Origin of the sequence: Streptomyces sp. CA-111067 (assembly GCF_050956065.1) — a bacterium.
GTDB lineage: Bacteria > Actinomycetota > Actinomycetes > Streptomycetales > Streptomycetaceae > Actinacidiphila.
In genome coordinates, this window is sequence record NZ_CP192103.1 from 8,659,184 (window position 1) to 8,685,023 (window position 25,840).

The 25,840-nt window shown below is 72.2% G+C and carries 14 protein-coding genes and 1 tRNA gene; 2 read left to right on the top strand and 13 right to left on the bottom strand.

Going from position 1 to position 25,840, the window contains the following annotated elements:
• Positions 1-10 precede the first annotated feature (10 nt).
• The 9 genes from ACQPW6_RS38140 to ACQPW6_RS38180 form a co-directional block, all read right to left on the bottom strand.
• Positions 11-889, bottom strand: coding sequence for a carbohydrate ABC transporter permease (locus ACQPW6_RS38140; RefSeq protein ID WP_433894305.1), 879 nt, complete (start codon positions 887-889; stop codon positions 11-13).
• Complete coding sequence (locus tag ACQPW6_RS38145) at positions 886-1,797, bottom strand: carbohydrate ABC transporter permease (protein WP_433894306.1); 912 nt, start codon at positions 1,795-1,797, stop codon at positions 886-888. The genes ACQPW6_RS38140 and ACQPW6_RS38145 overlap by 4 nt, the downstream gene beginning before the upstream one ends.
• The gene (locus ACQPW6_RS38150) at positions 1,794-3,098 is read right to left on the bottom strand and encodes an extracellular solute-binding protein (protein WP_433894307.1); all 1,305 of its coding nucleotides are present in this window, start codon (positions 3,096-3,098) and stop codon (positions 1,794-1,796) included. The genes ACQPW6_RS38145 and ACQPW6_RS38150 overlap by 4 nt, the downstream gene beginning before the upstream one ends.
• Positions 3,095-5,893, bottom strand: a complete 2,799-nt coding sequence (locus ACQPW6_RS38155; RefSeq protein WP_433894308.1) for a family 78 glycoside hydrolase catalytic domain — start codon at positions 5,891-5,893, stop codon at positions 3,095-3,097. Before ACQPW6_RS38155 ends, ACQPW6_RS38150 begins: the two co-directional genes overlap by 4 nt.
• Before the next feature lie 312 nt (positions 5,894-6,205).
• Positions 6,206-7,456 carry a PP2C family protein-serine/threonine phosphatase gene (locus ACQPW6_RS38160; protein ID WP_433894309.1) on the bottom strand — a complete coding sequence of 417 codons (1,251 nt, stop codon included), beginning with the start codon at positions 7,454-7,456 and terminating at the stop codon, positions 6,206-6,208.
• A gap of 175 nt (positions 7,457-7,631) precedes the next feature.
• Positions 7,632-8,276 (bottom strand): class I SAM-dependent methyltransferase, encoded by a 645-nt coding sequence (locus ACQPW6_RS38165; RefSeq protein WP_433894310.1) that lies wholly within the window; start codon positions 8,274-8,276, stop codon positions 7,632-7,634.
• Between the two features lie 135 nt (positions 8,277-8,411).
• The gene (locus tag ACQPW6_RS38170) at positions 8,412-10,253 is read right to left on the bottom strand and encodes an adenylyl cyclase (RefSeq protein ID WP_433894311.1); all 1,842 of its coding nucleotides are present in this window, start codon (positions 10,251-10,253) and stop codon (positions 8,412-8,414) included.
• Positions 10,254-10,519: 266 nt separating this feature from the next.
• Positions 10,520-10,593, bottom strand: a tRNA-Met gene (locus ACQPW6_RS38175).
• Between the two features lie 76 nt (positions 10,594-10,669).
• On the bottom strand, positions 10,670-12,049 hold the full coding sequence (locus ACQPW6_RS38180) for an MFS transporter (protein ID WP_433894795.1): 1,380 nt from the start codon (positions 12,047-12,049) through the stop codon (positions 10,670-10,672).
• Between the two features lie 187 nt (positions 12,050-12,236).
• On the opposite strand from ACQPW6_RS38180, the gene ACQPW6_RS38185 reads away from it, so the two are divergent.
• The gene (locus ACQPW6_RS38185; protein ID WP_433894312.1) at positions 12,237-12,560 is read left to right on the top strand and encodes an ArsR/SmtB family transcription factor; all 324 of its coding nucleotides are present in this window, start codon (positions 12,237-12,239) and stop codon (positions 12,558-12,560) included.
• 3 nt (positions 12,561-12,563) lie between these two features.
• On the opposite strand, the gene ACQPW6_RS38190 is transcribed toward ACQPW6_RS38185, so the two are convergent.
• Positions 12,564-13,070, bottom strand: coding sequence for a MarR family winged helix-turn-helix transcriptional regulator (locus tag ACQPW6_RS38190; RefSeq protein ID WP_433894313.1), 507 nt, complete (start codon positions 13,068-13,070; stop codon positions 12,564-12,566).
• A 111-nt stretch (positions 13,071-13,181) separates the two neighbouring features.
• Between ACQPW6_RS38190 and ACQPW6_RS38195 the strand changes: the two genes are divergently transcribed.
• Positions 13,182-14,777 (top strand): MFS transporter, encoded by a 1,596-nt coding sequence (locus tag ACQPW6_RS38195; protein WP_433894314.1) that lies wholly within the window; start codon positions 13,182-13,184, stop codon positions 14,775-14,777.
• Between the two features lie 20 nt (positions 14,778-14,797).
• Here the strand turns inward: ACQPW6_RS38195 and ACQPW6_RS38200 are convergent, their stop codons facing one another.
• From ACQPW6_RS38200 to ACQPW6_RS38210, 3 genes are all read right to left on the bottom strand, one after another.
• The gene (locus ACQPW6_RS38200) at positions 14,798-17,719 is read right to left on the bottom strand and encodes a family 78 glycoside hydrolase catalytic domain (RefSeq protein WP_433894315.1); all 2,922 of its coding nucleotides are present in this window, start codon (positions 17,717-17,719) and stop codon (positions 14,798-14,800) included.
• A 30-nt stretch (positions 17,720-17,749) separates the two neighbouring features.
• Positions 17,750-22,042 carry a glycoside hydrolase family 3 C-terminal domain-containing protein gene (locus ACQPW6_RS38205; protein ID WP_433894316.1) on the bottom strand — a complete coding sequence of 1,431 codons (4,293 nt, stop codon included), beginning with the start codon at positions 22,040-22,042 and terminating at the stop codon, positions 17,750-17,752.
• A 246-nt stretch (positions 22,043-22,288) separates the two neighbouring features.
• Positions 22,289-25,588: a family 78 glycoside hydrolase catalytic domain gene (locus ACQPW6_RS38210; RefSeq protein WP_433894317.1), complete on the bottom strand. Its 3,300-nt coding sequence runs from the start codon at positions 25,586-25,588 to the stop codon at positions 22,289-22,291.
• Positions 25,589-25,840 lie beyond the last annotated feature (252 nt).

A 25,840-nucleotide genomic window follows, 5' to 3' on the forward strand; every position in this document is an offset into this window, starting at 1 on the left:
TGGCGTGCGGTCAGCCCTTGATACCACCGGCGAACCCCTTGATCACATAGCGCTGGAGCAGCAGGAAGATGATGAGGATCGGCAGCGCGGCGAGCACCAGTCCGGCGAAGACCAGGCCGTAGTCGGAGACGTACTGCCCGACGAAGGAGAAGACCGCCACCGGCACCGTCTCCTTGCCGGACCCGCCCATGTACAGCAGCGGGGTGAAGAAGTCGTTCCAGATGAAGACCGCGTTCAGGATGATCACGGTGCCGGTGATCGGCCGCAGCAGCGGGAAGACGATCCGGGTGAACGCCTGCCGGTGGTTGCAGCCGTCGATCAGCGCGGCCTGCGCGTAGTCCGGTGGCAGCGCGCGGATGAAGCCGGTGTAGAGGAAGATCGTGAACGGCATCTGGATGCCGGTGTAGAACAGGATCATCCCCTGGTAGGTGCCGAGCCAGCCGAGGCTGTCCACCAGCTTGTACAGCGGGATCATGCCGAGCTGGAACGGCAGGATGATCCCCAGCAGGAACAGCACGTACAGGCCGTAGCCGAGGCCGCTGACGCACCGCGCGAGGTAGTACGCGCCGGTGGACCCGATCACGATCAGCAGCAGCAGGCTCAGCGCGGTGATGATCGCGCTGTTCACCAGCGCGGAGCCGAGCGAGGCCTCCGACCAGGCGTTGCCGAAGTTGTCGAAGGTCGGCGAGGTCGGCGGCGACAGCGGCGAGTCGGCGATCTGCGACGGGGTCTTGAACGCCAGCGTGACCAGCGCGTACACCGGGAACAGGAAGACGACGGCGACCGCGATCAGGACCAGTTCGAGCAGGTAGCGGCCGTAGCCCGGCCGCCGCCCGGCGGGCGCGGAGGCGGGCCGCGGGATACGCCGGCCGGCCGTGGCGGTACTCACGAGGTGACCTCCCGGGCGCGCAGGTAGCGGAGTTGGACCAGCGAGACGGCGGCCACGAAGAGGGCGAGCACCAGCGCCACCGCCGTGCTGTAGCCGAACTTCCCGTACACGAACGCTTCCTTGTAGAGCACCGTGGACAGCGTCTCGCTCGACGTGCCGGGTCCGCCGTTGGTCGCGGCGTACACCTGGTCGAACAGCTTCAGGCCGCCGATGGTCGAGAGCATCAGGTTGATGGTCAGCGCGGGCGCCAGCAGCGGCCAGGTGACATAGCGGAACCGCTGCCAGGTGCCGGCGCCGTCGATCCTGGCCGCCTCGTGCAACTCCGGGGGTACGTCCTGGAGGCCGGCCAGGAAGATCACCATCGAGTAGCCGGCGTACTGCCAGACGACCATCGCCGCCACCGACCACAGCGTGATCGACGGGTCGCCCAGCCAGTCCTGGCGCAGGCTGCCCAGGCCCACGGCGCCGAGTATGCCGTTCAGCCCGGCGCCGTTGTCCGGGTTGTAGACGTACTTCCAGAGGAACGCCACCATCACCGGGCTGACCACGGCCGGCGCGAAGAAGATCACCCGCAGCAGGTCCCTGGACTTGATGTTGGCGTTCACCCCGAGCGCCAGCAGCAGCCCGATGGCGTTCTGCACGACGACGATGGCGACGGTCAGCAGCAGCGTGTTGGTGATCGACTGCAGGGCGCGGTGGTCGTTGACCAGCGTGTGGAAGTTGTCGAAGCCCACGAACGAGAACGAGCCGATGCCGGACCAGTCGGTGAACGCGTAGACCACGCCCGAGACGCTCGGGTAGAGCACGACGAGCGCGTACACCACCAGCGCCGGCACCACGAACACCCAGGGCGGTGTGGTGGGGTCGCGGCGGCCGAACCGGGGCCTTGCGATGTGCGGTGCTTTCACGACTTCTTCCCGTAGGCCTTGTCCATCTGGCCCAGAGCGCCCTTCACATCGGTCTTGCCGGCCAGCAGGTCCTGGACGGCGGCGAAGTGGGCGGGCTGCACCTCGGCGTTGGGCCAGCGCTGGTCCATGAACGGCACGGCCCGGTTGTCGTCGATGATCGGCAGGAACGCCGAGAGCACCGGGTCGAGCTTGGTGCTGGCGTCCCGCTTGAACGGGATGGCGGCCACATCCGCCGCCCAGGCGTTGAGGTTCTCCTGCTTGCCCAGGAACTCGATGAACTCCCGCCCCTTGGCGGCGTTCTTGGCCCGCGCCGACAGGCCGAGGCCCACCACGACACCCGCCGGGATCCACAGCCCGGCCGGGTCGTCCCCACCGGGGAACGGGAACATGCCGAGGTCGTCGGGGGACTTCGCGGCGTCCCGGAAGTTGGACAGCACCGAGGTCACCTGGACGGCCATCGCGGCCTTGCCGGTGGCGACCATCGAGGTCTGCTGCTCGTAGGTGGTGCCGTCGGGGTGGTCGTTGAAGAAGCCGCGCTTCTGCAGGTCCAGGTACTTGCCCATGGCGTCGGCCCAGCCCGAGCCGGCGAACGTCGTACGCCCGGCCGCCATGTCGTCGTCGAAGGTGGGGTCCTTGGCGTAGACCGCGTTGGGCACCAGGGCGTAGGTGATCAGCTGGGTGACCCAGGGCGTCTGCGCGCCGAGCGCGATCGGCACCACCCCCTTGGCCTTCAACGTGCCGCAGACGTCCAGCAGTTCGGCCCAGGTGGTGGGCGGCTTCACCCCGGCGTCGGCGAACACCTGCTTGTTGTAGATGGCGCCGATGACGCTGCTGCCCGCCGAGTACAGATAGGTCTTGCCGTCCCTGCGGTAGGCCGCGTCGAAGCCCTTGGGTATGGACTTCGTCCACGCCTGGTCGTCGAGGTCGGCCAGCAGGCCCGCCTTGGCCAGCTCGACCATCGACATCGCGCTGCCGCTCCCGGGGTAGAGCACGTGCACGTCGGGGGCGTTGCCGCCGGCGAGCTGCGTGCGCACCACCGTCTGCACCTGGTCGGTGGGCGCGAAGGAGGTACTGAAGTCGGCGTCGGGGTGGCTCTTGCGGTAGACGGCGAGCAGATCGGTGATCGGCTTCTGCTCGTCGGCCACTCCGACGATCCGCACCTTGCCGCCCTTGCCGCTGCTGGAACACGCCGAAAGGACCGAGGAGAGCCCGGTCGCGGCCACGACGCCACCGCCGACGCGGAGGAATCCTCGGCGGCTCACCGTGCCCCGGCCGGGCAGACTGCGGGAACCCGTGCTCATGGTGTGTCCTCCTCAAGGGGACCGGCGAGCGGTCGCTCCGCCGGAGAGAATGCCGCGGTGAAGTGGTAGGAGCCCGAGGCCACCCGGTAGTGGGCGTGGCCGGTGCCGGTACCGATCAGGGCGGCGTGGCCGCCGTCCCCGGGCGCCGCGTCGGGTCCGCGGACCGAACGGGGATCGGTGGTGGGTACGAAGACGTCCGCGGTGGCACCGGGCGGCACCTGGACGTGCAGGCTGAGGCTGGCGCCTTGGCGCCGCCAGCCGGCCTCGACGGTGCCGCGGGCCGACTCGTAGCGGGCGCTGGCGTGGGTGAGCGCGCCCGGCCGCGGCCTGATCAGCAGCCGCCGGTAGGCGACGGAGTCCGCGCTCTGGTCCAGGCCGGCGACGCCTCGGTGCAGCCACTCGCCGATCGAGCCGAGCGCGTAGTGGTTGAAGGAGTTCATAGCCGGGGCCCGGAAGCCGTCGCCGGGCGTCCAGCCGTCCCAGCGCTCCCAGATGGTGGTGGCGCCGTGCCGCAGCGGGAACAGCCAGGACGGCACCTCGGTGCGGCGCAGCAGCGCGTGCGCCAGATCCGCGCGCCCGTACGCGTCGAGCACGGGCGCGGCGAGTGCCACGCCGAGGAAGCCGGTCCGCAGGGCCGGACCGGCCTCCTCGACGAGTTCGGCGAGCCGGCCGGCCGCGCCCTCTTCGCACTCCTCGGGCAGCAGGCCGAAGGCGAGCGCGAGCAGATAGCCGGTCTGGGTGTCGCCCGCGACGCGCACCTGTCCCTCGGTGTCGTCGGCGGTGACGAAGCGGTGGACGAAGGCGGCCCTGATCCGGGCCGCCAGCTCGTGGTGTTCGGCGGCCGTCTTGTGCCGACCCAGCGCCTCGGCGGCCAGCGCGGTGAGCCGGGTGCTGTGCGCGAAGTACGCGGTGGCGACGACCTCGCGCGGGGTGGGGGAGGGGGCGAGCCAGTCGGCGAAGTGCGGGCCGACCCGGTGCCGCCAGACCAGGTCGGGGTTGTGCCGGTGGATCAGGGCGACCCAGGCGCGCATCCCGTCCAGCGCGCGGGACAGGAACCGCGGGTCGCCGTAGGTCCGGTAGAGGTGCCACGGCACGATCACCCCGGCGTCGGCCCAGCCGGGCGCCCCCTCGTCGGCGACACCGGCCAACCGCGGGGCCACGTTCGGGAAGCCCCCGTCGGGCGTGCGGGCGTCCTCGACGTCGCGCAGCCACTTGGTGAAGAACGCCGCCACATCGGCGTTCAGCGCCGCCGTGGGGAGGAAGACCTGCGCGTCGGCCAGCCAGCCGAGCCGCTCGTCACGCTGCGGGCAGTCGGTCGGCACGCTCACGAAGTTGGAGCGCTGGCCCCACTCCACGCACTCGTGCAGCCGGCGGAGGTCGGCGTCCGAGCAGTCGAAGGAGCCCGCCCAGGGCGTGTCGCTGTGCAGCGCGACGGCCAGCACGTCGCCCGGGTCCAGCGCGGGCAGGCCGCTGATCTCCGCGTAGCGGAAGCCGTGGTAGGTGAACCGCGGTTCGAACTCGATGCACGGCCGGCCGTCTGCTATCAGGACGTCCGTCGCCGCGGCGGTGCGCAGATTCGCCGTGTACAGGCGCTGCTTGTCGTCCAGCGCCTCGCCGTGCCGGACCACCACCCGGGCGCCCGGTTCCAGTGAGTCGGCGGTGAGCCTGACCCGTCCGGCGAGGTTCTGGCCGAAGTCCACGAGGTGCGTACCGGGGGAGACGAGGGTGACGGACACCGGCCGCACCTCGGCCATCGCCCGTACCGGCTCGTCCACCGAGGCCACCAGCAGCCGGTGTTCGGCGTCGACCACCCGGGCCGGCCGCCAGCCGGCCGCGTCGAAGCCGGGCAGCTCCCAGCCGTCCACGGCCCGCCGCAGATCGTGGCACTCGCCCATCAGGAGGTCGGCGTGCCGGATCGCCCCGGTGCCGGTCACCCAGCTGCCGTCGGTGACGACCGTGCTGACGCCGCCGTCGGCATGGGTGAGGTGCAACTCGGCCAGGAACTGCGGGAACGTGCCGTAGTGCGCGCCCGCCCGGCGCGGTTCGAAGCCGACGAAGCCGCTCCACCAGCCGTCGGCGACGGTCGCCGCGAGGACGTTCTCGCCGCCACCGACCAGGTCGGTCACGTCGTAGGTCTGATACTGGATCCGGCGGGTGTAGTCGGTCCAGCCCGGGGCGAGTTCGGCGTCGCCGACGCGGGCGCCGTTGAGCCGCACCTCGTACAGGCCGCGCGCGCTCACATAGAGCCTGGCCGCGACCAGCGGCGAGCCGGACCGTACGGGGAAGGCGCGGCGCAGCAGTGGACACGGCGCCAGGCCGTGGTCGTCCAGGGCGTGTTCGCCCTCGGTCGGGGCGTCCAGTACGTCGATCGGGTCCGGGTCGTGGGTGATCCAGGCGGCCCGCCAACCGGACCCGCCCGCGCTCCGCGCTGCCCCCGCGCCCCCCGGCGACATGGCCATCCCGGTCTCGAACCACGACACGGCGTCGGCGGGGGCGCCGCCGGCCGCCGGCCAGACCTCGACCCGCCAGTGGTAGCGGGTCCTGGCCCGCAGGGCGGGCCCGGGGTAGACGGCGCCGATCGCCGCGGGATCCTCGATCCGGCCGCTGTCCCAGTGCGGCCGGCCGCCGTCGGCCAGCTCCTCGGGCCGCTCGGCGAGCCGGATCCGGTACCCGGCGGGGTCGTCGCCGTGCCGGTCGGAGGCCAGCCGCCAGGACAGCAGCGGAGCGGAATCGTCGATTCCGAGGGGAGTGGTGCGGTGATCGCACCGCAGGGCGTAGGGCCGCAGTGCGGACACGGGCACCTCCTCCTTGCACACCGGGACGACGTGAAGATGATCAGCTGTGGATGTGAAAACTAACGTCGATTCTGTGGCGTGGACACTATGAGTCCCTCATGAGGGGTGTCAAGAGTCTGGTAAGAACGTCGGAGCGAGGCCCACTTGACGAGACCACGCTCCAGGTGGGCGCGGCTTCGACCGGCGGCTCAGCTGGGTGGTGCGAAAGGTGTGGCGATCGAACCATCGGTGATATTCACTGCGTGATTACCACACGCATCTACGTGAAAAAGCCTCGCGACGGTCTCAGGAACCTTCAGCACGCCCGAGGCGTCAGAGCCTGGCCACCAGGAGGGAGATGTCGTCCTGCTGGCCGGCCGGGTCGGCCATCGTGGTGAGCAGGCTGTCGGCGATCTCGTCGGGCGGCAGCGCGTGCAGCCCGCGCGCGGCGCGGACCAGGCGGTCGAGGCCGACGTCGATGTCCTCGCTGCGCCGCTCGATCAGGCCGTCGGTGTATATCACCAGCGTGTCGCCGCTCCGGTAGTCGGCGGTGGCCTGGGGGCGCGGCACATGTTCGAGCCGGACCCCGAGCGGCGGGTCGGTGGCCTGGTCGAGCAGTTCGTGGGTGCCGTCGGCGTGCAGCAGCACCGGGGGCGGGTGGCCGGCGCTGCTGTAGGTCAGCAGCCGGCTGACCGGGAAGAGCTGGCAGGCGAAGGTCGTGGTGGCCGTCGCGCCGTCCTGGGAGCGCGCGTACAGCCCCAGCGTCTCCAGCGCGCCGCTCGGGCCGTCCGCGACGCGGATCGCCGCGCTCAGCGCGCTGCGCAGCATGCCCATGACGCTGGCGGCGTCCACACCGTGGCCCACCACGTCGCCGACGGTCAGCGCCAGCCGCCCGTCGGGCAGGTCCACCACGTCGTACCAGTCGCCGCAGGCGTTCATCCCCTTCAGCGCCGGGCGGTAGCGCACCGCGATCTCCGGGTGCGCGGTCAGGTCGGGGGTGGCGAGCATGGTCTGCTGGAGCGTCAGCGCCATGTCCCGGGTGCGCACGGTGGACTCCTGCAGCCGGGCGTTGGCCTGCTGGAGTTCCTGGGCCCGGGTGAACAGCTCCGCGCGCGGCGCCTGGTCGCCGTGGTCCTGCGGCGTCCTGGTGCCGTCCCCGTCCTGGGAGCGGACGAACGCGGTGACGTCCTCCACCCGGTGGATGATCAGCTCGACCTGCCCGTCGGGTCCGGTCAGCGGCTGGTTGATCACGTTCCACCAGCGCGGCTCGAACCGGCCGTTCTCGTCGGGACGCGGGATCGCGAAGCGGTGCAGCATCAGCAGGTTGGTCTGCCCCGAGGCGAGCACCGCCTCCAGCGAGAGGCGCTGGGTCTCGGCGCCGCGCGAGGTCGGCCGGTCCGGTTCCGGCGGGAAGGCGTCGAAGAACTCCCGGCCGACCAGCTCGTCCGCGCCGCGCCCGGTGATGTGGCTGTAGGCGTCGTTGAGGGCGACGATCGTGAAGTCCCGGTCGAGCACCAGGCAGGCCGCGGGCACCGCCGCGAACAGCGCGGCGAAGTCCAGCCCCGTGCCGTCGCGTCCCACCACCGAGCCTCCTGCCTCACGCGTCTCCCGGGCCGCCGCGCCAGGTCCGACTCCCGCCGAGCGGGCGTATCGGCCAGTCAACCGGCTCCCGGCCCGCGGCCGGAGGTAGCCACGCCCGCGCCTCGCCCGGCTGGCGGTAGACCCGGCGGCCGAAAGGCCGTCGGCGACCGAGGGCGGGTCAGCCGAGCCTGAGGACGTCGTATCCGACGAAGGTGAACATGCGCGCGCCGTCCCCGAGCGGTTCCGGTACGCCGCCGAAGCGGTGCACGCAGACCCCGAACCCGGCGTCGGGCTCCGACAGCCAGCGGCGCTCGAAGCCGCGCTCCTCGAACCAGCCGCAGATCCGCGGCACCACGTCGGGCTCCTTGCGGGTCCTGGTCCAGATCACGGTGCCGCCGCTCGCGCACAGCCGCGTGCACGTGTCGACCGTGCGCTCGATGTCCTCGTCGGTGATGTTGCCGAACAGCCCGCACACCAGCACCAGATCGGCCGGGGCCATGCCCCGGTAGTGGTCGGTGAGCGACGCGTCGGCCGTCACGACCTCCACCTGGTCGAGCCCGGCGGCCCGGGCCGCCGCCTCGGCCGGCGCGGTGTTGCGCGGGTCCAACTCCACCAGCCGGGCCCGGACGTCGTTCCCGCGCGGGTGGTCGGCGAGCACGCCGAGCAGGTCCCGGCCCTGCCCGGCGCACAGGCTGATCACCCGCAGCGGTCCGGGCGGAGCGCTGTCCAGCACATCCCGGATCCGGGCCTGAACGGTGGCCAGCCGCCGCGCCTGCCACGTGCCGGGGTTGTCGTAGTCGTCGTGCCAGCGTTCCCAGTCCATGGCCGGACCCTACGGTCGCCCCGCGCGGACCGGCGACCCGTTTTAGCCCGCCCCGGGAGCCCGGCGAGCCCCGGGAGCGACGCCGATCGGGCGGGCCCCCGAAGGGACCCGCCCGTCAGCGAACGTGAGCCGGGATCAGACCGTGGCCACACCGTTCGTGTACTTCTTCATGTTGTAGACGGCGAACCCGTTCTGCACCGGATCACCGCTGTCGTTGATGCAGTGCAGCATGCCGCCGCCGCCCGCGCCGTTCAGGCAGACGGTCATCAGGTCGGTGAAGACGACACCGGGGGTGTCGGGGACCTCGTAGGTGCGGTCGGTGTAGATGTCCGCGTTGAGGTTGAAGAAGCAGTAGCTGCCCAGGCCCCACGCCAGGTGGTCGCGCACGTGGTCGCCGACCTTGTAGGACGCGTAGCCCTTGGTCGAGCCGTTCATCCAGGCGGACTGGGTGGGGACGTCGTACGGGTTCTCGTTCTGGAAGAAGTACGTACGGCCGTGGTCGCCGTTCCAGAGCACCTCGTACTTCTGGTAGTGCTCCACGAACAGCCCGTAGGTGGTGACGTGGTCGCCGTTGATCAGGATGCCGGTGTCGGCGGGGTTCACCGTCCAGCCGACCGTGTTGTCCAGGCCGTGGTCGGCGCGCCACAGCCACAGGTGGTCGCAGATGACGTCGTTGCTGTCGATCTGCAGGCTGATGCCCGCGCCGCCCGCGACGGCGCCGCCGATCCGGGCGAAGACGTCGAACAGGACGGTCGGGTCGTCGTCGTGCCGGCGCCGGCTGCGGCCGTGGCCGACCCGGACCAGCACGGGGGTGTGCGCCGAGGCCGCCTCGACCAGCACGCCTGCGACGGTGACGCCGCTGACGTCGGCGACGTCGATCAGGGTGTTGCCGTGCGTGGAGCGCAGGGTGGTGTACCCCAGGCCGAGGATGACGGTGCCGGGCCGGCTGACCCGGATCGTCGAGGACAGGTTGTAGATGCCGGGGGTGAAGAGCAGGTGCTGCCCGCGGTCCAGCGCCCGGTTGATGTCGGAGACGGAGTCGCCCGGCTTGGCCACGAAGAAGCGGGACAGCGCGATGTTCTCGCCCCTGGCCCGCCCGTGCGCCCAGGTGGTGCCGGTGCTGTCGCGGCGGACCGCGGGCACGAAGACCTGGTAGTCGCCGTGCCGGTCCACCGTCAGGAACGGCTTCTCGCGGACGATCGGCGTGCGGTCGACCGTCGTCATGGGAGGCGTCGGGAAGGTCTGGGCGGGGGCGCCCTGGACGCCCACGAAGACCATGTTCCAGTTGGAGCCGACCCAGCTGCCGATGGTGTCGTTGCGCGACAGCCACTGCTGCTGCGAGCCGGACTGCACCTCGCCGTCCACCACGCTGTCGGCCAGGTACCCGCCGCTGGACCAGCCGTTGCCGGGAGGGCTCGGCATCAGGTTCATGTCGCCCTTGACGTGCACCCGGCGCATCGGGCCGGCCTGCGCGACGGCCCAGCGGTTGAGGCCGTCCGGCGGAACGATGCAAACGTTTTCGGCCGCCCGCCAGAAGTCCTGGGTGCCGTTGCCGTCGAACCACTGGGCGTCGACCGTGACATGACCGTTGATCACCACGTCGTCGGGGCTGTCGCCGAGCCCGAGGACGTGGGTGTAGAAGCCGACGTTGATGTCGATGTGGTACGTGCCGGGCATGAAGGCCAGCGCGTACCGCTCGTCGCCGAACTGGTTGGACTCCTGGATGGCGAAGACGGCGTCGACCTTGGCCTGGATCGCCGCGTCGCCCATGGACGGCGAGAAGATGAGGACGTTCGGCCCGAGACCGGCGGAGCCGTGGCCGTGGCCGTGGTCGTCACCGTGGCCATGGTCGTGATCGTGGTCGCCGCCGTGGGAGGACGACGACGCGAAAGCGGATCCTGCGGAGATGCCGCCGACCAGCGGCACCGCGGCGGCAACGGCCGCACCTCGGAGCATGGCACGACGAGTGGGAATCACGGACACGGCTCTCCCTGCAAGTGGTGGATGGCGGACCGCGGCTGGTCCTCAACCGCGAGAGAGCGCTCTCAGGGACGAAGTGAATCACCACGGCCATACAGGGTCAATAAGCGTGCAGCGGCAAAGCGGAGCCGGATCGGCGGGCCTCTGCGGAGACGGCGAAGGGCCGCGGGGGAGAGGGCGAGGCGCCGCGGGGAGGACGGAGAAGGCCCGCGGCGGAGACGGCGAAGGCCCGGAAGCGATGGCTTCCGGGCCTTGCCTTCGAGTAGCGGGGACAGGATTTGAACCTGCGACCTCTGGGTTATGAGCCCAGCGAGCTACCGAGCTGCTCCACCCCGCGTCGTTGTGCCTTGATACTAGCCGGTCCCGGGCGCCCCGATGACCACACCTGCCGGAGCGCCCGGGACCGGCGGGTGTCACCGGGCGGTGGACGACGGCTCGGTGGGCCGGCCCTGCGGCGGCACGGGTTGCGGCGCGGCCGTCTCCGCCGGACTGGACCGCGCCAGCCACAGGCCGGTGAACACCGCGCAGGCCAGGGTGACGGCGCCGGCCGCCCGGAACGCGTTGTCGAGGCCGGCCTCCATGGACGCGCCGCCGGACTGCCGGGAGCGGACGATCGCGCCGAGCACCGCCACGCCGAGCACCGCGCCGATCTGCCGGGTGGTGCTGCTGATCCCGGAGGCGAGGCCGCCCTCCCGCGGGCTGACCGCCTGGATGGCGGCGCCGGTCAGCGGCGACATCGTCAGACCGAAACCGATCCCGACCACGGCCAGCCGCCACCACACGTTCCCGTAGCCGGTGTCCGCGTGCGCGAACCCCAGCGCCAGCAGCCCGAGTCCGGCCAGCGCCATGCCGGTGGTGACCACGATCCGGAAGCCGTACCTGGCCGCAAGCCGGCCCGCGTACGGGCTGACCACCACCATCGCGGCGGAGGTGGGCAGGGTCTGCAAACCGGCTCGCAGGATCGAGCTGCCTTGGACGTACACGAAGAACTGGGAGAAGAAGAACGCCGAACCCATGAGCGCGAAGCCGACCACGACCATCGCCGTGTTGGACACGGTGAACAGCCGCTCCCTGAACAGCCGCAGCGGGAGCATCGGCGTGCGTCCGCGCCCTTCGACGGCGACGAACGCGGCGAGCAGCGCGGCGCCGGCGGCGAAGCTCGCCAGGATCACCGGCGAGGCCCAGCCGCGCGAGCCGCCCTCGATCAGCCCGTAGGTCACCGCCCCCACCCCCAGGACGGAGAGGACCGTCCCCGGCACGTCGATCGAAGGCGCGCCCGGATTGCGGGACTCGCCCAGCACGCGCAGGCCGGCCACCAGCAGAAAGGCGCCGATCGGCGCGTTGACCAGGAAGATGGCGGGCCAGCTGAAGGCGTCCACCAGGATGCCGCCGGCCACCGGCCCCGCGGCCAGGCCGATGCCGCTGAACCCGGCCCACAGGCCGATCGCCCTGACCCGTTCCTGCGGCACCGGATACGCGGCGGCCAGCAGCGCCAGCGAGGCCGGCCCCAGCGCCGCCGCGCCGACGCCCTGCGCCACCCGTCCGGCGATCAGCCAGCCGATCGAGGGCGCGAAGGAGCACAGCACGGAGGCGGCGGTGAAGACCGCGACGCCGGCCAGGAACAGCCGCTTGCGGCCGAAGCGGTCGGCGAAGACCCCGCCGGTCAGCAGCAGCATGGCGACCAGCAGGACGTAGGCGTCCACGATCCACTGCAGGCCGGTCAGCCCGGTGTCCAGCCGCCGCTGCATGTCGGGCAGCGCGGCCCCGACGATCGTGCTGTCGAGCAGCACCATGAACTGTCCGAGGCAGGTCAGGGTGAGCAGCGCCGTACGGCTCGGTGGGCCGCCGCTGCCTGCCGGCGGTGCCGCTGTCGTGGTGTCCCGGTCTGCGGTCAAGGCGGTGCCCCCTCGTGCGGCGGATGTTCCCGGCAGCATAGTTCGATAATCCCGAACTATCGAACCGATGAGGTACCGTGCGGGTATGCGACCGCTGCCCCAGCCCGCCCGTGAATCGCTGGCCCTCGCCCCCGTGCTGCACGCACTCGGCGACCCGGTGCGCCTGGAGTTGGTACGGCGCGCCTCGACCAGCCCGGAGGCGACCTGCGCGGTGCTCGCCGACGGCATGGACGTACCGCTGTCGACGCTGACCAACCACTGGCGGATCATGCGCGAGGCCGGGCTGATCAGCATGACCGCCGACGGCCGGCACCGGCGGATCCGGCTGCGCGCCGACGATCTGCGGGACCGCTTCCCTGGCCTGCTCGACCCGATCCTGCGGCTCGCGGAGCCGGAGAAGGACGCCTGAGCGTCAGTTCTCGTCCAGTGTCTCCAGGTGCGCGGTCACGTCGTCCGTCAGCCGGCCGAGCAGCCGCACCAGGTCGAGCCGGTCCTGCTCCGGCCAGTCGGCCAGGACCTCGGCGAACCAGGTGAAGACGCTGCGGGTGTACGCCTCGGCCGCCGCCGTACCGCTGTCGGTGAGCTCGATGAGCCGGGCGCGCTGGTCGTCCGGATCGGTGACCCGGCGGACCAGCCCGCGCTTCTCCAGGGTGCCCACATGGCGGGTGACATGGGGGCCGACGACCTGCATCTGGGCGGCGATCTCGCCGACCCGCAGCGGCCCGCTCGCGCGGTTGAGCGTGACCAGGATGGTGATGGCCGGCTTGTCCAGCGGCAGGCCGGTGGCCTCGATGGCGCGTTCGAGCAGCCGTCCGCGGGAGGTCGACGCGCTCAGCCGGGTGAGCCGCGGCAGCAGGCTGCTCAGTATCTCCTCGGTGCGCTCGGCCTTGGCCGCGTCCTCGGACGACTGGTCCACCATCTCAACAAACTACCTAACTTAGGTATACACTTGCTCGTGTCATGCGTCCGGCACGACCGTTCGCATGCCCGAGAAAAGGATACCTGAGTTACGTATCGAATGGAGGCCGACATGCCGACCACCAGCCGCGGCCGATGGTTCGCCCTGGCAGCGCTCGCGCTCGCCATGCTGACCATCGGTCTCGACACCACGATCCTGAACGTGGCGCTGCCCGAGATCGCCACCGACCTGCACATGACCTCGGGGCAGCTCCAGTGGACCGGCAGCTCCTACACCCTGGTACTGGCCGCCCTCATGATCCCGGCCGGCGGCCTCGGCGACCGCTACGGCCGCAAGAAGCTGCTGATCGGCGCGCTGGTGCTGTTCGGTGTGGCCTCCGCGCTGTGCGCCTTCGCCACCACACCCGCCCTGCTGATCGCCGGCCGGTGCCTGCTCGGCTCGGCGGCGGCCTTCATGATGCCGCTGTCCCTCGCGGTGCTGCCGGTGCTCTTCCCGGACCCCGAGGAGCGCAACCGGGCCAGGGCGCTGTGGATCACCTCCTCCGCGCTCGGCCTGCCGCTCGGCCCGATACTCGGCGGCCTGCTGCTCGACTCCTTCTGGTGGGGCTCGGTCTTCCTGATCAACCTCCCGCTGGTCGCGCTCGGGGCCGTCGCGCTGGCGCGGTTCGTGCCCGAGTCCCGCAGCAGCGTGCCGCGGCCGATCGACCTGGGCGGGGTGGTGCTGTCCGCCATCGGCCTGACAGCCGTCACCTACGGCTTCATCCAGGCCGGCTCGCACGGCTGGACATCGGCGGACCTGTGGCTGCCCGTCGCGGCCGGCGCGGTGGCCCTCGTGCTGTTCGTGCTCTGGCAGCACCGCAGCGCCCACCCGCTGATCGACCTCGACCTGTTCCGCAGCCGCACCTTCAACCTCGGCACCGTCATGGCGACCCTTTCGAGCTTCGCCATCTTCGGGCTGCTGTTCGCCCTGCCGCAGTACTTCCAGGCCGTCCAGGGCAGCGACGCACTGACCACCGGCCTCAAGCTGCTGCCCATGCTGATCGGCATGACCATCGGCACCCGGGTGGCCGGCACGGGCACCCGGCGGTTCGGCGGGCGTGTCCTCATCGCGGTCGGGTTCCTGCTGGCCGCCGCCTCGCTGGCGGTCGGCGCCACCACGGGGGTGCACACCGGCTATGCCGTCACCGCGGCGTGGACCGCGGTGCTGGGCGCCGGTGTCGGCATCGCCCTGCCCGTCTCGATGAACTCCGCCCTCGGCGTGCTGACCGCAGAACGCGCGGGCGCCGGATCCGGCCTGCTGCAGGCGCTGCGCCAGGCCGGCGGCACCATCGGCATCGCGGTGCTGAGCACCGTGCTCACCTCCGGCTACCGCGGCCACGTCGAGGTGGGCGGGCTGCCCGCCGCCTCCGCCGGCGCGGTCCGCGACAGCGCGGCCGGCGGCGTCGAGATCGCGCACCGCACCGGCGGTACGGCGCTGCTCGACTCCGTCCGGCACGCCTTCGTGCACGGCATGGACCACATGCTGCTGACCGCCGCCGGGATCGCCGCCGCCTCCGCGGTGCTCGCCCTGGTCCTGCTTCCCCGGCACGGCGAGCCGGACCCCGCCGGAACGCCGGTCCGGGGAGAGGACGGCGGAGCCGGGCAGCACCCCTCCGGCAAGGAGGTGGATGCCGCCCGGCCCGATCCCGCGGGCAGCCGCAGGCCGTGAGGCGGCCGGCGGCCGCACCGTCACCGGCTGGTGAAGGTGTGGCTGCCGGAGCCCACCGCGTACGCGCTGCCGCTGCCGTCGCGGCGCAGCAGCCGCGCGCCGGACGGAGCGCGCACGCCGTGATCGGCCGGCACCACGACGGTGGCCGTGGTGTGCGGCGGCACCTTCACCGAGAGCGTCAGCCCTCCGTCCCGCCGGCTCCAGGAGGCGGCGATCGTGCCGTACGGGCTCTTCAGCGAGCCGGCGGCGTGGGTGAGCCCGCCGCCGGGCTGCGGGCGGATGCTGAAGTGCCGGTATCCGGGCCGGCCGGGGTCCGGGACGATGCCGAGGATCGTCCGGTACATCCAGGTGCCGACCGTGCCGCCCACCGGCAGGTTGAACCCGTTGCCGTTCTCGTTGGGGTTGAAGCTCCCGTCGGCCCCGATCGCGTCCCACCGCTCCCAGGTGGTCGTCGCGCCCTTCGCGATCTCGTACCCCCAGGACGGGTAGTCGGTCTGCTCGATCAACCGGTAGGCGACATCGGTGTGCCCGGTGTCGGACAGCACCGGCAGCAGCCACTGCGTCCCGACGAACCCGGTGGTCAGATGGTCGCCGGCCGCCTGGATCAGGCTGACCAGCCGGCTCGCCGCGGCCGCCCGCCGGGACTCGGGCAGCAGCCCGACCTTCAGGGCCACCACGTACGCGGTCTGGCTGTCGCCCGCGATCGTGCCGTCCGCCGCCAGGTACTTCGCCTGCCACGCGGCGCTGATCCGCCCGAAGAGGTCGCGGTAGGCGGCGGCGTCGGCGGTGTTGCCGATCGTGTCGGCCATGTCGGCCAGCAGCGAGGTGTCGTAGGCGAAGTAGGCGGTGGCGATGAGGTCGGCGGGCGTGCCCTGGCCGACGTTCATCCAGTCGCCGGCCGGCGCGAAGGACGCGGGCAGGATCAGTCCCGGACTCATGGACGTCATCGCCGTGACGTACTTGCGCATCGCCGGATAGCTGTCCCGCACGATGGCCGTGTCGCCGTAGTTCTGCCAGGCCGTGTAGGGGATGACGATGCCCGCGTCGCCCCAGCCGCCGCCGTAGCCGGCGTTCGCCACCGGCGGCCAGGTCGGCGCCACGTTGTCGAAGACGCCCGAGGCGGTCTGGCTGTCGATCAGGTCCCGCTCCCACTTGCGGTAGAAGCCGTCCAGGTCGCGGTTGAACACGGCGGTGGGCGCGAAGAACTCGGCGTCGCCGGTCCAGCCGAGCCGCTCGGAGCGCGCGTCGTCGCTCAGCGGGATCGAGAAGAGGTTGTCCCGCTCGCTCCAGGTGATGTTCGACTGCAGCTTGTTCAGCATCGGGTCGGAGGTGGCGAACGACCCGATGACCGGCGCGTCCGACCCCTCGACCACCCCGGTCACGTCGGCCGCCGTCAACGGGCCCGGATAGCCGGTGACTTCGACGTACCGGAAGCCGTGCTCGGTGAACTGCGGCTGGAAGACCTCGGTGCCCCTGCCGCTCAGCGTGTAGGTGTCTGTCTGCCGGGCGTAGACGTACGGCTGCGGTCCGGCGGCCAGGTTCTTCGTGTACAGGGTGCCGTCCGGGTTGAGCGCCTGCGCGTGCCGCAGGGTCACCGTGGAGCCGGTCGCCCCGCGCACCCGCAGCCGGGTGACGCCGGTGATCTCCTGGCCGAGGTCGACGATGTACGTGCCCGCCGCCGGCCGGGTGATCCGCACCGGCCTGACCGTGCCGGTGACCCGCACCGGCGGTCCCAGCGTGGTGACCAGCTTGTCCGTCTGACCGGGCAGCACATCGACGGCCTGCCACCCGGCGCCGTGGAACCCGGGCCGGTCCCAGCCCGGCTGCTCGGCGCGGGCGTCATAGGACTCGCCCATGTAGTTGTCTGCGCCGGTCACCGGCCCTGTGGTGCTGGCCGACCACGAGGGGTCGGTGACGACCTGCTGGACGGTGCCGTCGGTGTAGGTGATCTCCAGCCGGGCCCACAGGGCCGGGCTCGACCCGTACTGGCCGGTGCCGAACCAGCCGACGGTGCCCGCGTACCAGCCCGGCGCGAGCTGCGCGGCGATCGCGTTGCCGCCGCGCGCGACGAGATGGGTGACGTCGTAGGTCTGGTACTGGATCTGGTTGCTGTAGTCGGTCCAGCCGGGGGCGAAGAGCTGGTCGCCGACCTGCTTGCCGTCGATGTCGAGCTGGTAGATCCCGAGCGCCGACGCCGAGAGCCTGGCGCTGCGCACCTTCTTGCCGACGGCGAACTCGTGCCGCAGCCGGGTGGTGCCGTTGCCCGGGGTGAGCAGCGCGTCGGCGCCGGAGACCTCGAGTCCGGTCGCGGTCGGCGTCCCGGCGGTGAACTGGTTCGGGCCGCCGGTGGTGAGCGGGTCGGCGAAGAGCGTCGATCCGTCCGGCGCCGTGACCGTCATGTCGCTGTAGAACGCGTCCTCGGTGTTCGAGGCGCGGAATCCCACGGTGCCCGAGGCGCGGGTCGGGTCGGTCATGGTGTCCACCTGCACGCCGTCCACCGACGTCACGACGGTCGGGCCCCGCGCGCTGATCCGGAGGTGGTGGACCGAGTGCAGGGCGTCCGGCGCGATCACGTCGCCGATCGGCACCTCCTTGAGCACCCGGTAACCGCCGCCGACCCGTACATGCGGCTTGAAGACCGGCACGCTCCCGGAGATGTTCACCTCCCACATGTAGGAGTTGCCCGCGCCGTCGGCGCGGAAGTAGACGTCGGCCGCCTCGTTCACGATCCGGAAGTCGGTGTCGACGGTGTAGTCCGTCCAGCCGGCGCCGCGCGGATCGACCCCGACCCACTGCGGGTCGGAGGCGGAGGCCGGTGCCGGGGCCGGTGTCGCGGAGGCCGGTAGGCCCGATCCGGTGAGGGCGGCGGTGAGGGACAGCAGGACGACCGCGAGATGCGCGATCCAGCGCCTGCGACGCCGTCGTGGTGCCGTGCGGGGCATGGTGCTCCTCCAAGTCCGCTGTGGGCGCGGTCAGTTGACGGCGATGTCGAAGACGTGCAGCCGGGTGCCCGCCTGGTCACCGGTGACGGTGGCCGGCAGCGTGACGTAGGAGAGGGTCCTGCCCGCGGCCAGCGGTACCTTCGTGGCGTAGACGCTGACCGCGGTGGCGGCCGGATAGTCGCTGCCCGCGGGCCTGTTCCAGGTCGGCGCGGTGGCGACGAGCTGGTCCTGCGGCAGCGCCGTGCTCGGCGTCCAGTTGGTCAGGGCGAGGGTGAACGGTGCCGTGCTGCCGTCGGTGTACGTGAGCGTCCCCTCGCCCGAGCCGCTGCCGTTGTTGGCCGAGCCGAGGAACCACAGCTGCGATCCGGCGCCGCTCACCGCGATGCGCTGCCCGGCGGCGACCACGTTGTCGGGGCTGCCCGCGGCGGCCGACGGCCACGTCAGCCCGGCCGGGCCGGCCGGCTTCCCGGGTACCAGGCCGACACCGGCCAGCGACTGGGCGGAGTAGCTGTAGCCGGAGCCGTCGAAGTTCGCGCCCTGCGGCGACGAGTCGTCGCTGACACCGGTGTTGTCGTAGGCCGCGGCGACCGAGCCGAACAGCAGCGGCAGGTCCAGCGCGCCGCCCTGGAGCGGGTAGTCGTGCCCGGCGGCGCTCACCGTGCCGGTGAGGTCGATCGCCGCGGACTTCGCGCCGTCACCGACGGCGACGGTCAGCTTCTTCGACACCGACGACCGCGGCGCCAGCACCACCGAGGTCTGCGCGGGGCTGACGGTCACCCCGGCGGGCGGCGCGGTGGCCGCGCTGACCTTGACGGGGGAGTCGGTGGTGTTGCGCAGGGTCAGCGTGGCGGGGTAGTCGGCCCCGGTACGCGCGAGCTTCGCCGTCGAGGTGAGCGCCGCCGACACCAGCGGGCCGACGGTGACCTGGAGTCCGCTCACCACCCGGTAGCCGCCGTCCGCGCCCGCCGACGCGGTGAGCCGCCACAGCCGGTCCTGCGCGCCGGCCGGCGGGGTCACCCGCCATGAGGTGGTCAGCCGGGTGCCGGGCCGTACGGTGCGGAAGTCCGCCGTGGTGCGGGCCGTGGCCGTCCAGCCGGCCGGCACGTCGAGGCGGAGTCTGACGTGGTCGAGGGTCTGGCTGCCGCCCGCGGTGAGCGCCGTCGTCACGGTGTTGCCGTGCGCCGGGTCGAGTGTCGCGGGAGCCTGCGCGGTGACCGTACGGCTGCCCGTCGAGTGCCGCAGCGTGTAGCTGCCGGTCAGCGGCAGGTTCCGGGAGGAGTCGCCGACGAACAGCCGGTACGTGCCCTCGTCGGTCTGCCAGGCGTGCGTGGCGTCGTCCCAGGTCCGCAAGGCCGACGCGGCGACAGTGAACGTGACCCGCCGCGAGCCGCCCGGCGCCAGCGTCACCCGCTGGAAGCCCTTGAGCTGCTTGGGTGGTTCACCTGAGCGCGCCGGGTCGCCGACGTAGAGCTGCGCCACCTCCGACGCGGTACGGCTGCCGGTGTTGCGCACCGTCGCCGAGACCTTGACCGGCCCCGCCGAGTCGGCCGCGCCCGGCGAGACGCTGAGCCCGCTGAAGGAGAACGACGAGTACGTCAGGCCGTAGCCGAACGGGAACAGCGGCGTCAGGCGGTGCGCGTCGTACCAGCGGTAGCCGACGTCGAGCCCCTCGCTGTAGTGGTAGTTCGTGGTGTTCGTCGAGACGTCCACGCTGCCCGGGTAGCGGGACGGGTCGACGGTCGGCAGCTGGCCCATGCTTGCGGGCCAGGTCTGCGGCAGCTTCCCCGACGGGCTGACGTCGCCGAACAGGACGGAGGCCAGCGCGGCCCCGTTCTGCTGGCCGCCGTACCAGGACTCCAGCACGCCGCCGACCGAGCCGAGCCAGGGCATCAGGACCGGGGCGCCGGTGTTCAGCACCACCACGGTGTGCGGATTGGCCGCGGCCACCGCCTCGATGAGGTCGTCCTGCGCGCCGGGCAGGGTGAGGTTCTGCCGGTCGCCGTCCTCGCTCTCGTCGTCGTTGACCACCACGACCGCGACGCTGTCCTGCTTGGCGACGGCCGCGGCGGCGGCGATGGCGGCGGTGTCCGGGGCCTGCCAGCCCAGCGTGACGGAGCCGCCTGCGGGCGGGCTGCTCGGCGTGCCGGCCACCGGGCCGTCGGGGCCGTTCACCGGCTGGTAGTTCTCCACCGTGATCGGCGTCCGCACCCCGCCCTTGAGGTGGATCGCGGAGACACCGGGACCGTACTGCGCCCAGTCCTGGAAGACCGGCTGCCCGTCGAGCGTCATCCGGACGCCGCCGGTGTTCGCCATCGAGAACGTGTAGGTGCCGGTGACCGGCGCGGTCAGGAAGCCCTTCCAACGCACCGAGAAACCGGCCGGGTTGACGCCGGGGCCGGGCGCGGCGGTGTAGTGGGCGTCGACGTTCGGCTCGACCCGGGTGAGCACGGGCTTACCCGACAGGTCGAGGTTGTTGTAGTAGCTGGCGGTCAGTCCCTGCTGTCCGCCGGCGGTGCTGAAGCGCGCGGCCGGGACGGTCGGCAGCTTGTCCGTCACGCCCGGCACGCGGATGCCGGAGCGGCCGACGGCGGTCTGCCCGCCGCTGCCGTCCGCGGTGTACGCGTTCAGCTCGGCGACCGACCACCAGCTGCTCGCGGAGCCGGTCTGCACGATCTTGAGGTAACGCGCCTGCCGGGCCCCGAAGTCCGCGGTGGTCACCCGTCCGGTTCCGGTGCCCTCGGCGACCGGGTCGCCCCAGGTGGTGCCGTCGTCGGACAGGTAGACCTGGTAACCGCGGGCGTAGTCCGTGTCGTTGCCGGCGTCCATGGTGATCCGGTCGATCATGCGGGCGCCGCCCATGTCGGCGGTGATCCACTGGCCGCCGGCCATCGGGGTGCCGCTCGACCAGCGGGTGGCCGTGTCGCCGTCGAACATGTTGCCCGGCTGGTCGGAGCCGCTCGCCGAGGACGACGCCGTCGCCGTCCAGGAGCCGACGTCGTCCACCCGGACCGAGCCGCCGGCCCGCTGGGCGATGCCGTCGGCGACGGTGACGACCGAGGACGGATCGGCGGGCACGTGCGAACTGCCGCCGCCCCCGGTGACGGGCGCCTCCTTCGCCGCCGCACCGATCACCGCGATCGACGGCGTGGCGGAGCTGTCGAGCGGCAGCAGGCCGCCGTCGTTCTTCATCAGCACGGTGCCCTCCGCCGCGATGTCCCGCGCGGTGGCGACGTGTTCCGGGGTGGTCGCGGTGGCGCCGGGGGAGCCGGCGGCGGAGTCGAAGAGGCCGTAGGCGAACTCCTCGGTGAGCAGCCGGGCCACCTTGTCGTTCAGTACGGCCATGCTGACCTCGCCCGAGCGCACGGCGGCGGACAGCGGCTCGCCGAAGTTGCCGGGGGCGGGCATGTTCAGGTCCAGCTCGGCGTTCGCGGCCCGCACGGTGCTGCGGGCACCGTCCCAGTCGGTGACGACGAAGCCGTCGAAGCCCCAGTCCTGCTTGGCCTCGTCCTTGAGCAGGGTGGCGTTCTCGTTCGCGTGCACCCCGTTGACCAGGCTGGTCGCCGCCATGATCGAGGCCGCGCCGCCCTCCTGCACGGCCTGCTTGAACGCCGGGTAGTAGATCTCGTTGAGGGTGCGCTCGTCGACGATCGCGTTGCCGTTGTTGCGGTTCTGCTCGGTGTCGTTGGCCACCAGGTGCTTCAGGTCGGCCATCACCCCCTTGGACTGCACGCCCTTGACGTAGCCGGTGGTCATCTCGCCCGCCAGATAGGGGTCTTCACCCGCCATCTCGAAGACCCGGCCGCCGCGCGGGTCGCGCACCAGGTTGGCGTCGGGGCCGAGGTCGACGCCGACGCCCTTGGTCTTCGCCTCGGCCCCGACGACCTGCCCGTACGACTGCTCGGCCGCCGGGTCCCAGCTCGCCGCCGCGGCGATCGGCGCGGGCATGGCGGTGGTGCCGCCCATCACCACTCCGGCGCCGCCGTCGTTGAGGTTCAGCGCGGGCACGCACAGCCGCGGGATGGGCGCCACCACGCCCGCGTAGCCGGGGAGTTGGCTGCCGTGGGTCATCGACAGCTTCTCGTCCGTCGTCATCCGGGCGAGCACGTCGGCGGCGCGCTGCCCGGGCGAGGCGTCAGAACCCACCCACGGGCAGTCGGCGGAGGCCCCGCCACCCGACGGGCCGGCCACCGCCGGGACCTGGCCGGTCGCCACGGTGAGCAGCAGCGCCGCCGCCAGGCCGCCGGCCGCGGCGGCCGCCCGCCGCCGTACCCGCCTGCGGGGCGATCCCCTGTCCGGCCTGAGCTGTTCGGAACGAGCGGGCATGGCGGGGGTCCCCTCTGGCGTTCGGTGCGCGCGTGGGGGCGCGCCTTCGAATAGAACGTTTCAATCGGACTGCGCAGAACTTAGGGCCGGATCGGGACCGGGTCAAGGGAGTGGGAGCGGCGACTTCCGGTAGCCAGGTGCGGCGCGATACGGCGCCAAGGATCGCCGAGTGGTGAAACATTTCAAGCAGGCGTCAGCCCCCGAACGGCCCTTGCCGCCCGGGAGTTGACGCCGGTGCACCGCCTGCTACCTCTTCGGGGCGCTCACGCTGAACACGTAGTGGCCGGAGCCGACCCGGTAGACCGAGTCGCCGAGCTGCCGTACTCCGCGTGCCTTGCCCGCGGGCCGGCCGCTCTCCAGGACCGCGGCCCCGGCGGGGGCCGGCACGTGAACGTCGGCGGCGGCGTTGCCCGGCACGTCGACGCTCAGCTCCAGGCCGCCGCCCGGCCGCTTCTGCCAGCGCACCTCGACCCGGCCGCGCGCGGTGTCGTGCCACGCCGCCGCCCAGCTGAGCGGCCCGTCCACGTACGGCTGGACGGTGATCCGCTCGTAGCCGGGCGTCGCCGGGGTGATGCCGCCGACCTGCTCGTAGAACCACTGGTCGATCGAACCGAACAGGTAGTGGTCGTGGCCGGGCGGGCGGCCCTGGCCGTCCTGCTGGAGCTCCCAGGTCTCCCACAGCGTGTCGGCCCCGTTCCGCAGCCAGAAGCCCCAGCTGGGGAAGTCCCGTTGACCGGCGACGGCGTGCGCGACATCGGCGTGGCCGGCCTCGGTCAGCACCGGCAGCAGCACGGCGGTGCCGAGCGCGCCGGTGTTCAGGTGGTCGCCGTGCGCGTGCACGTCGGCCACCAGGCCGTCCGCGACCCGGGTGCGGAGCTCGGCCGGGACCAGGCCGAAGGCCAGCGGGATCGCGTTCGAGCACTGCCGGTAGCCGGGGTCGCTGCCGGTCCGGTAGACGGCGCGGTCGCGGTCCAGGAACGTGCTGTTGAAGATCTCGGCCAGTGCGGCGGCCCGCTGCCCGAGCCGGTCCACGTCGGCGGTCCGGCCGAGCGCGGCGGCGGCGTCCGCCAGGATCCGCAGGCCCCGGTAGAGGTAGGCGGTCGCGGTCAGCCGGGTGTCCTCGGGCGGCTGGGTGTAGCCGCCGGGCGCGAGCCAGTCACCGAGGCTGCTGGTCGCCAGGCCCGAGGCGTCGCGGTTGCCGAACTCCCAGTCGACATAGCGCAGTACGCCGTCGTAGTGGTCGGCCAGCGCCCGGTGGTCGCCGAACCGGCGGTACAGCTCCCACAGCACGATCGGATAGGCGGCCTTCCACTCCGGTGCCTGCCAGTCGTCGCCCCAGCCGCCGGTCGGCGCGATCACCGGGATGTTGCCGGTGTCCATCTGGCAGTCGGAGATGTCGTCCAGCCACTTGGCGAGGAACCGCCCGGTGGCGTAGTTGAACGTCATCTGGGGCACGTTGAGCTGCGCGTCCGCGGTCCAGCCGATCTTCTCGTACATCACGTCGACCGCGGGGATGCCCAGCAGGTGGTGGCCGGTGCTGCGGTCGACCATCGAGTGGATCTGCCCGTAGAGCTCGCTGGAGGACGCGAAGCCGCCGGCGGACGGCACGGCCGTGCGCACCTCCTGGCCGCGCAGGGTGTCCCGCCTCGGGGTGCCGGGCAGGCCGGTCACCTGGACGTAGCGGAAGCTCTTGTGGCTGAACCGGGCGTGCCAGGTCTCGACGCCCTTCCCGCTGAGCACGTACTCGTCCTGCTGGAAGCGGCCGCCCTGCACGTAGCCCTGTTCGAGGTCGGCGGTGCCGTCGGCGGTGAGCTGCTGGGCGTACTCCAGGACGATCCGGGTGCCGCGCGGCCCGGAGACGCGCAGCGCCGCCCAGCCGCCCAGCGTCCGGCCCAGGTCGAAGACCCGTACCCCTGGCTTGGGTTGGGTGATCGCGACCGTGTCCAACGTCTCCATGACGCGGATCGGATCGAGCGGCTGCGCCACCAGCCGACCCTTGGGCGCGGTCAGCTCCGCCGCCGCGGACCAGGCTGAGTCCTTGAAGCCCGGCTTGGACCAGCCGGGTCGCGCCTCCCGCGCGTCGTAGGTCTCGCCCGCGTAGATCGAGTCGGAACGGGTCGGGCCGTCGGTGACCCGCCAGTCGCCGTCGGTCGCGACCACGTCGCGGGTGCCGTCGGCGTAGCTGATCTCCAGCTGCAACCGCATCCGGGGGTCGCCGTTCCAGGGCGCGTTGGTCCAGTCCCAGGCCGTCACGGTGCGCAACCCGAAGAAGCCGCGGCCGAGTTCGGCGCCGATCGCGTTGCGCCCGCGCTTCAGCTGGCCGGTGACGTCGTGCGTCACGTACAGCACGCGCTTGTCGTAGTCGGTGGACGCGGGGTCCATCACGTTGCCGCCGACCCGCCGCCCGTTGATCTCCAGCTCGTGGTAGCCGACGCCGGCCACGTACACCCGTGCCTGCCGGACCGCTTTGGCCACGGTGAACTCCCGGCGCAGCAGCGGCGCGGGCGCCGGCGGCAGGCTGACGCCGCGTCCCCAGGGGCCCTCGCCGTACAGGGCGGTCTCGCGGGCCGCGACCCAGTCGCTGTCGTCGAAGTCCCGGTCCTGCCAGCCCTGTTGCTCGTCGTTCGCCGCCCGCCAGGCGTCGCCGGTCGTGATGGTCAGCGGGTCGCCGGAGTCGAACTCGACGACCAGCGCGCCGAGCAGTCCGGCGGGGGAGGGGTTGCCGTTGGTGTCCAGCGCGTTGGTGGCGGCGACCGCGAGCGCGTTGCCGCCGGCGCCGAGCGCCGACGTCACGTCGATCACCTGGCCGTCGTACCAGAGGCCGCCGGCCGGGGTTCCGCCGGCCGGCGTGCCGTTCGCGTACAGCACGAAGCTGTCGTCGGCCGTCATCACCACCTGCGCGCGGGTGACCTGGCGGCCGGCGGGGAGGTCGAAGGGCAGCCGGAAGTAGCGCACCATCGGCGGCAGGCTCGCGGTGGGATCGCCCTCCGGATACCACATCCAGTGCGCGCCCTCGAAGGTGAGCAGCGTCGAGGTGCTGTGGCCGATCCACCGCCCCGACCAGTCGTCGGGCGAGAGCAGCCCCATCTCCCACCAGCTCGGCTCGCTCCACACCGAGGCCCGGTCGTCCTGGTCCCAGACCCTGACCTTCCAGTAGCAGCGCTGCCTGGCCCGCATCGGCGGCCCGGCGTATTCGACCCCCACCGAGTCGGCGGACCGCACCTGCCCGCTGTCCCACACATCCGCCCGGTCCCGCGCCAGCAGCGCGGGCGAGGAGGCGACCAGGACCCGGTAGCCGCGCTGGCTGACGCCGCGGCCCGGCGCGGTCAACTGCCAGCCGAGCCGCGGCACCGGTATGTCGATGCCCAGCGGGTTGTCCGCGGATTCCACGGTGAGCGCGGTGGGGCGCACCTGGCCGGGCGCCGCCGCGTCGGCCGTCCCTGACATGGCCGGAACTGCGGCGACGGCGGCGCCGGTACCGGCGGCGGCGATGCTGAGGAACCGCCTTCGCGAGACGCGGGACCAGGGCCGATCGGGGGTACCCATGACTGCTCCTTGGGCCGGGTGGGGCGGGGATTGTCTGGAATGGATTCCAGCCCCTTGGTAGTCCCGGCGCCCAGACGTGTCAAGGGTTTGCTCCGGCTGAGGGCGCGAAAAGACAGTAGTCCAGCCGGTATTCGGCGCTTTTGCGGTAGTGGTGTCACCGTGGTTGACGCCGAGTTTCCGGCGTGCCAGCCTGGCATCGATTCCAGCAGGAGATCGCCGGGCAGAGGGCTCCGTGCTCGGCGAGCGGGAGAC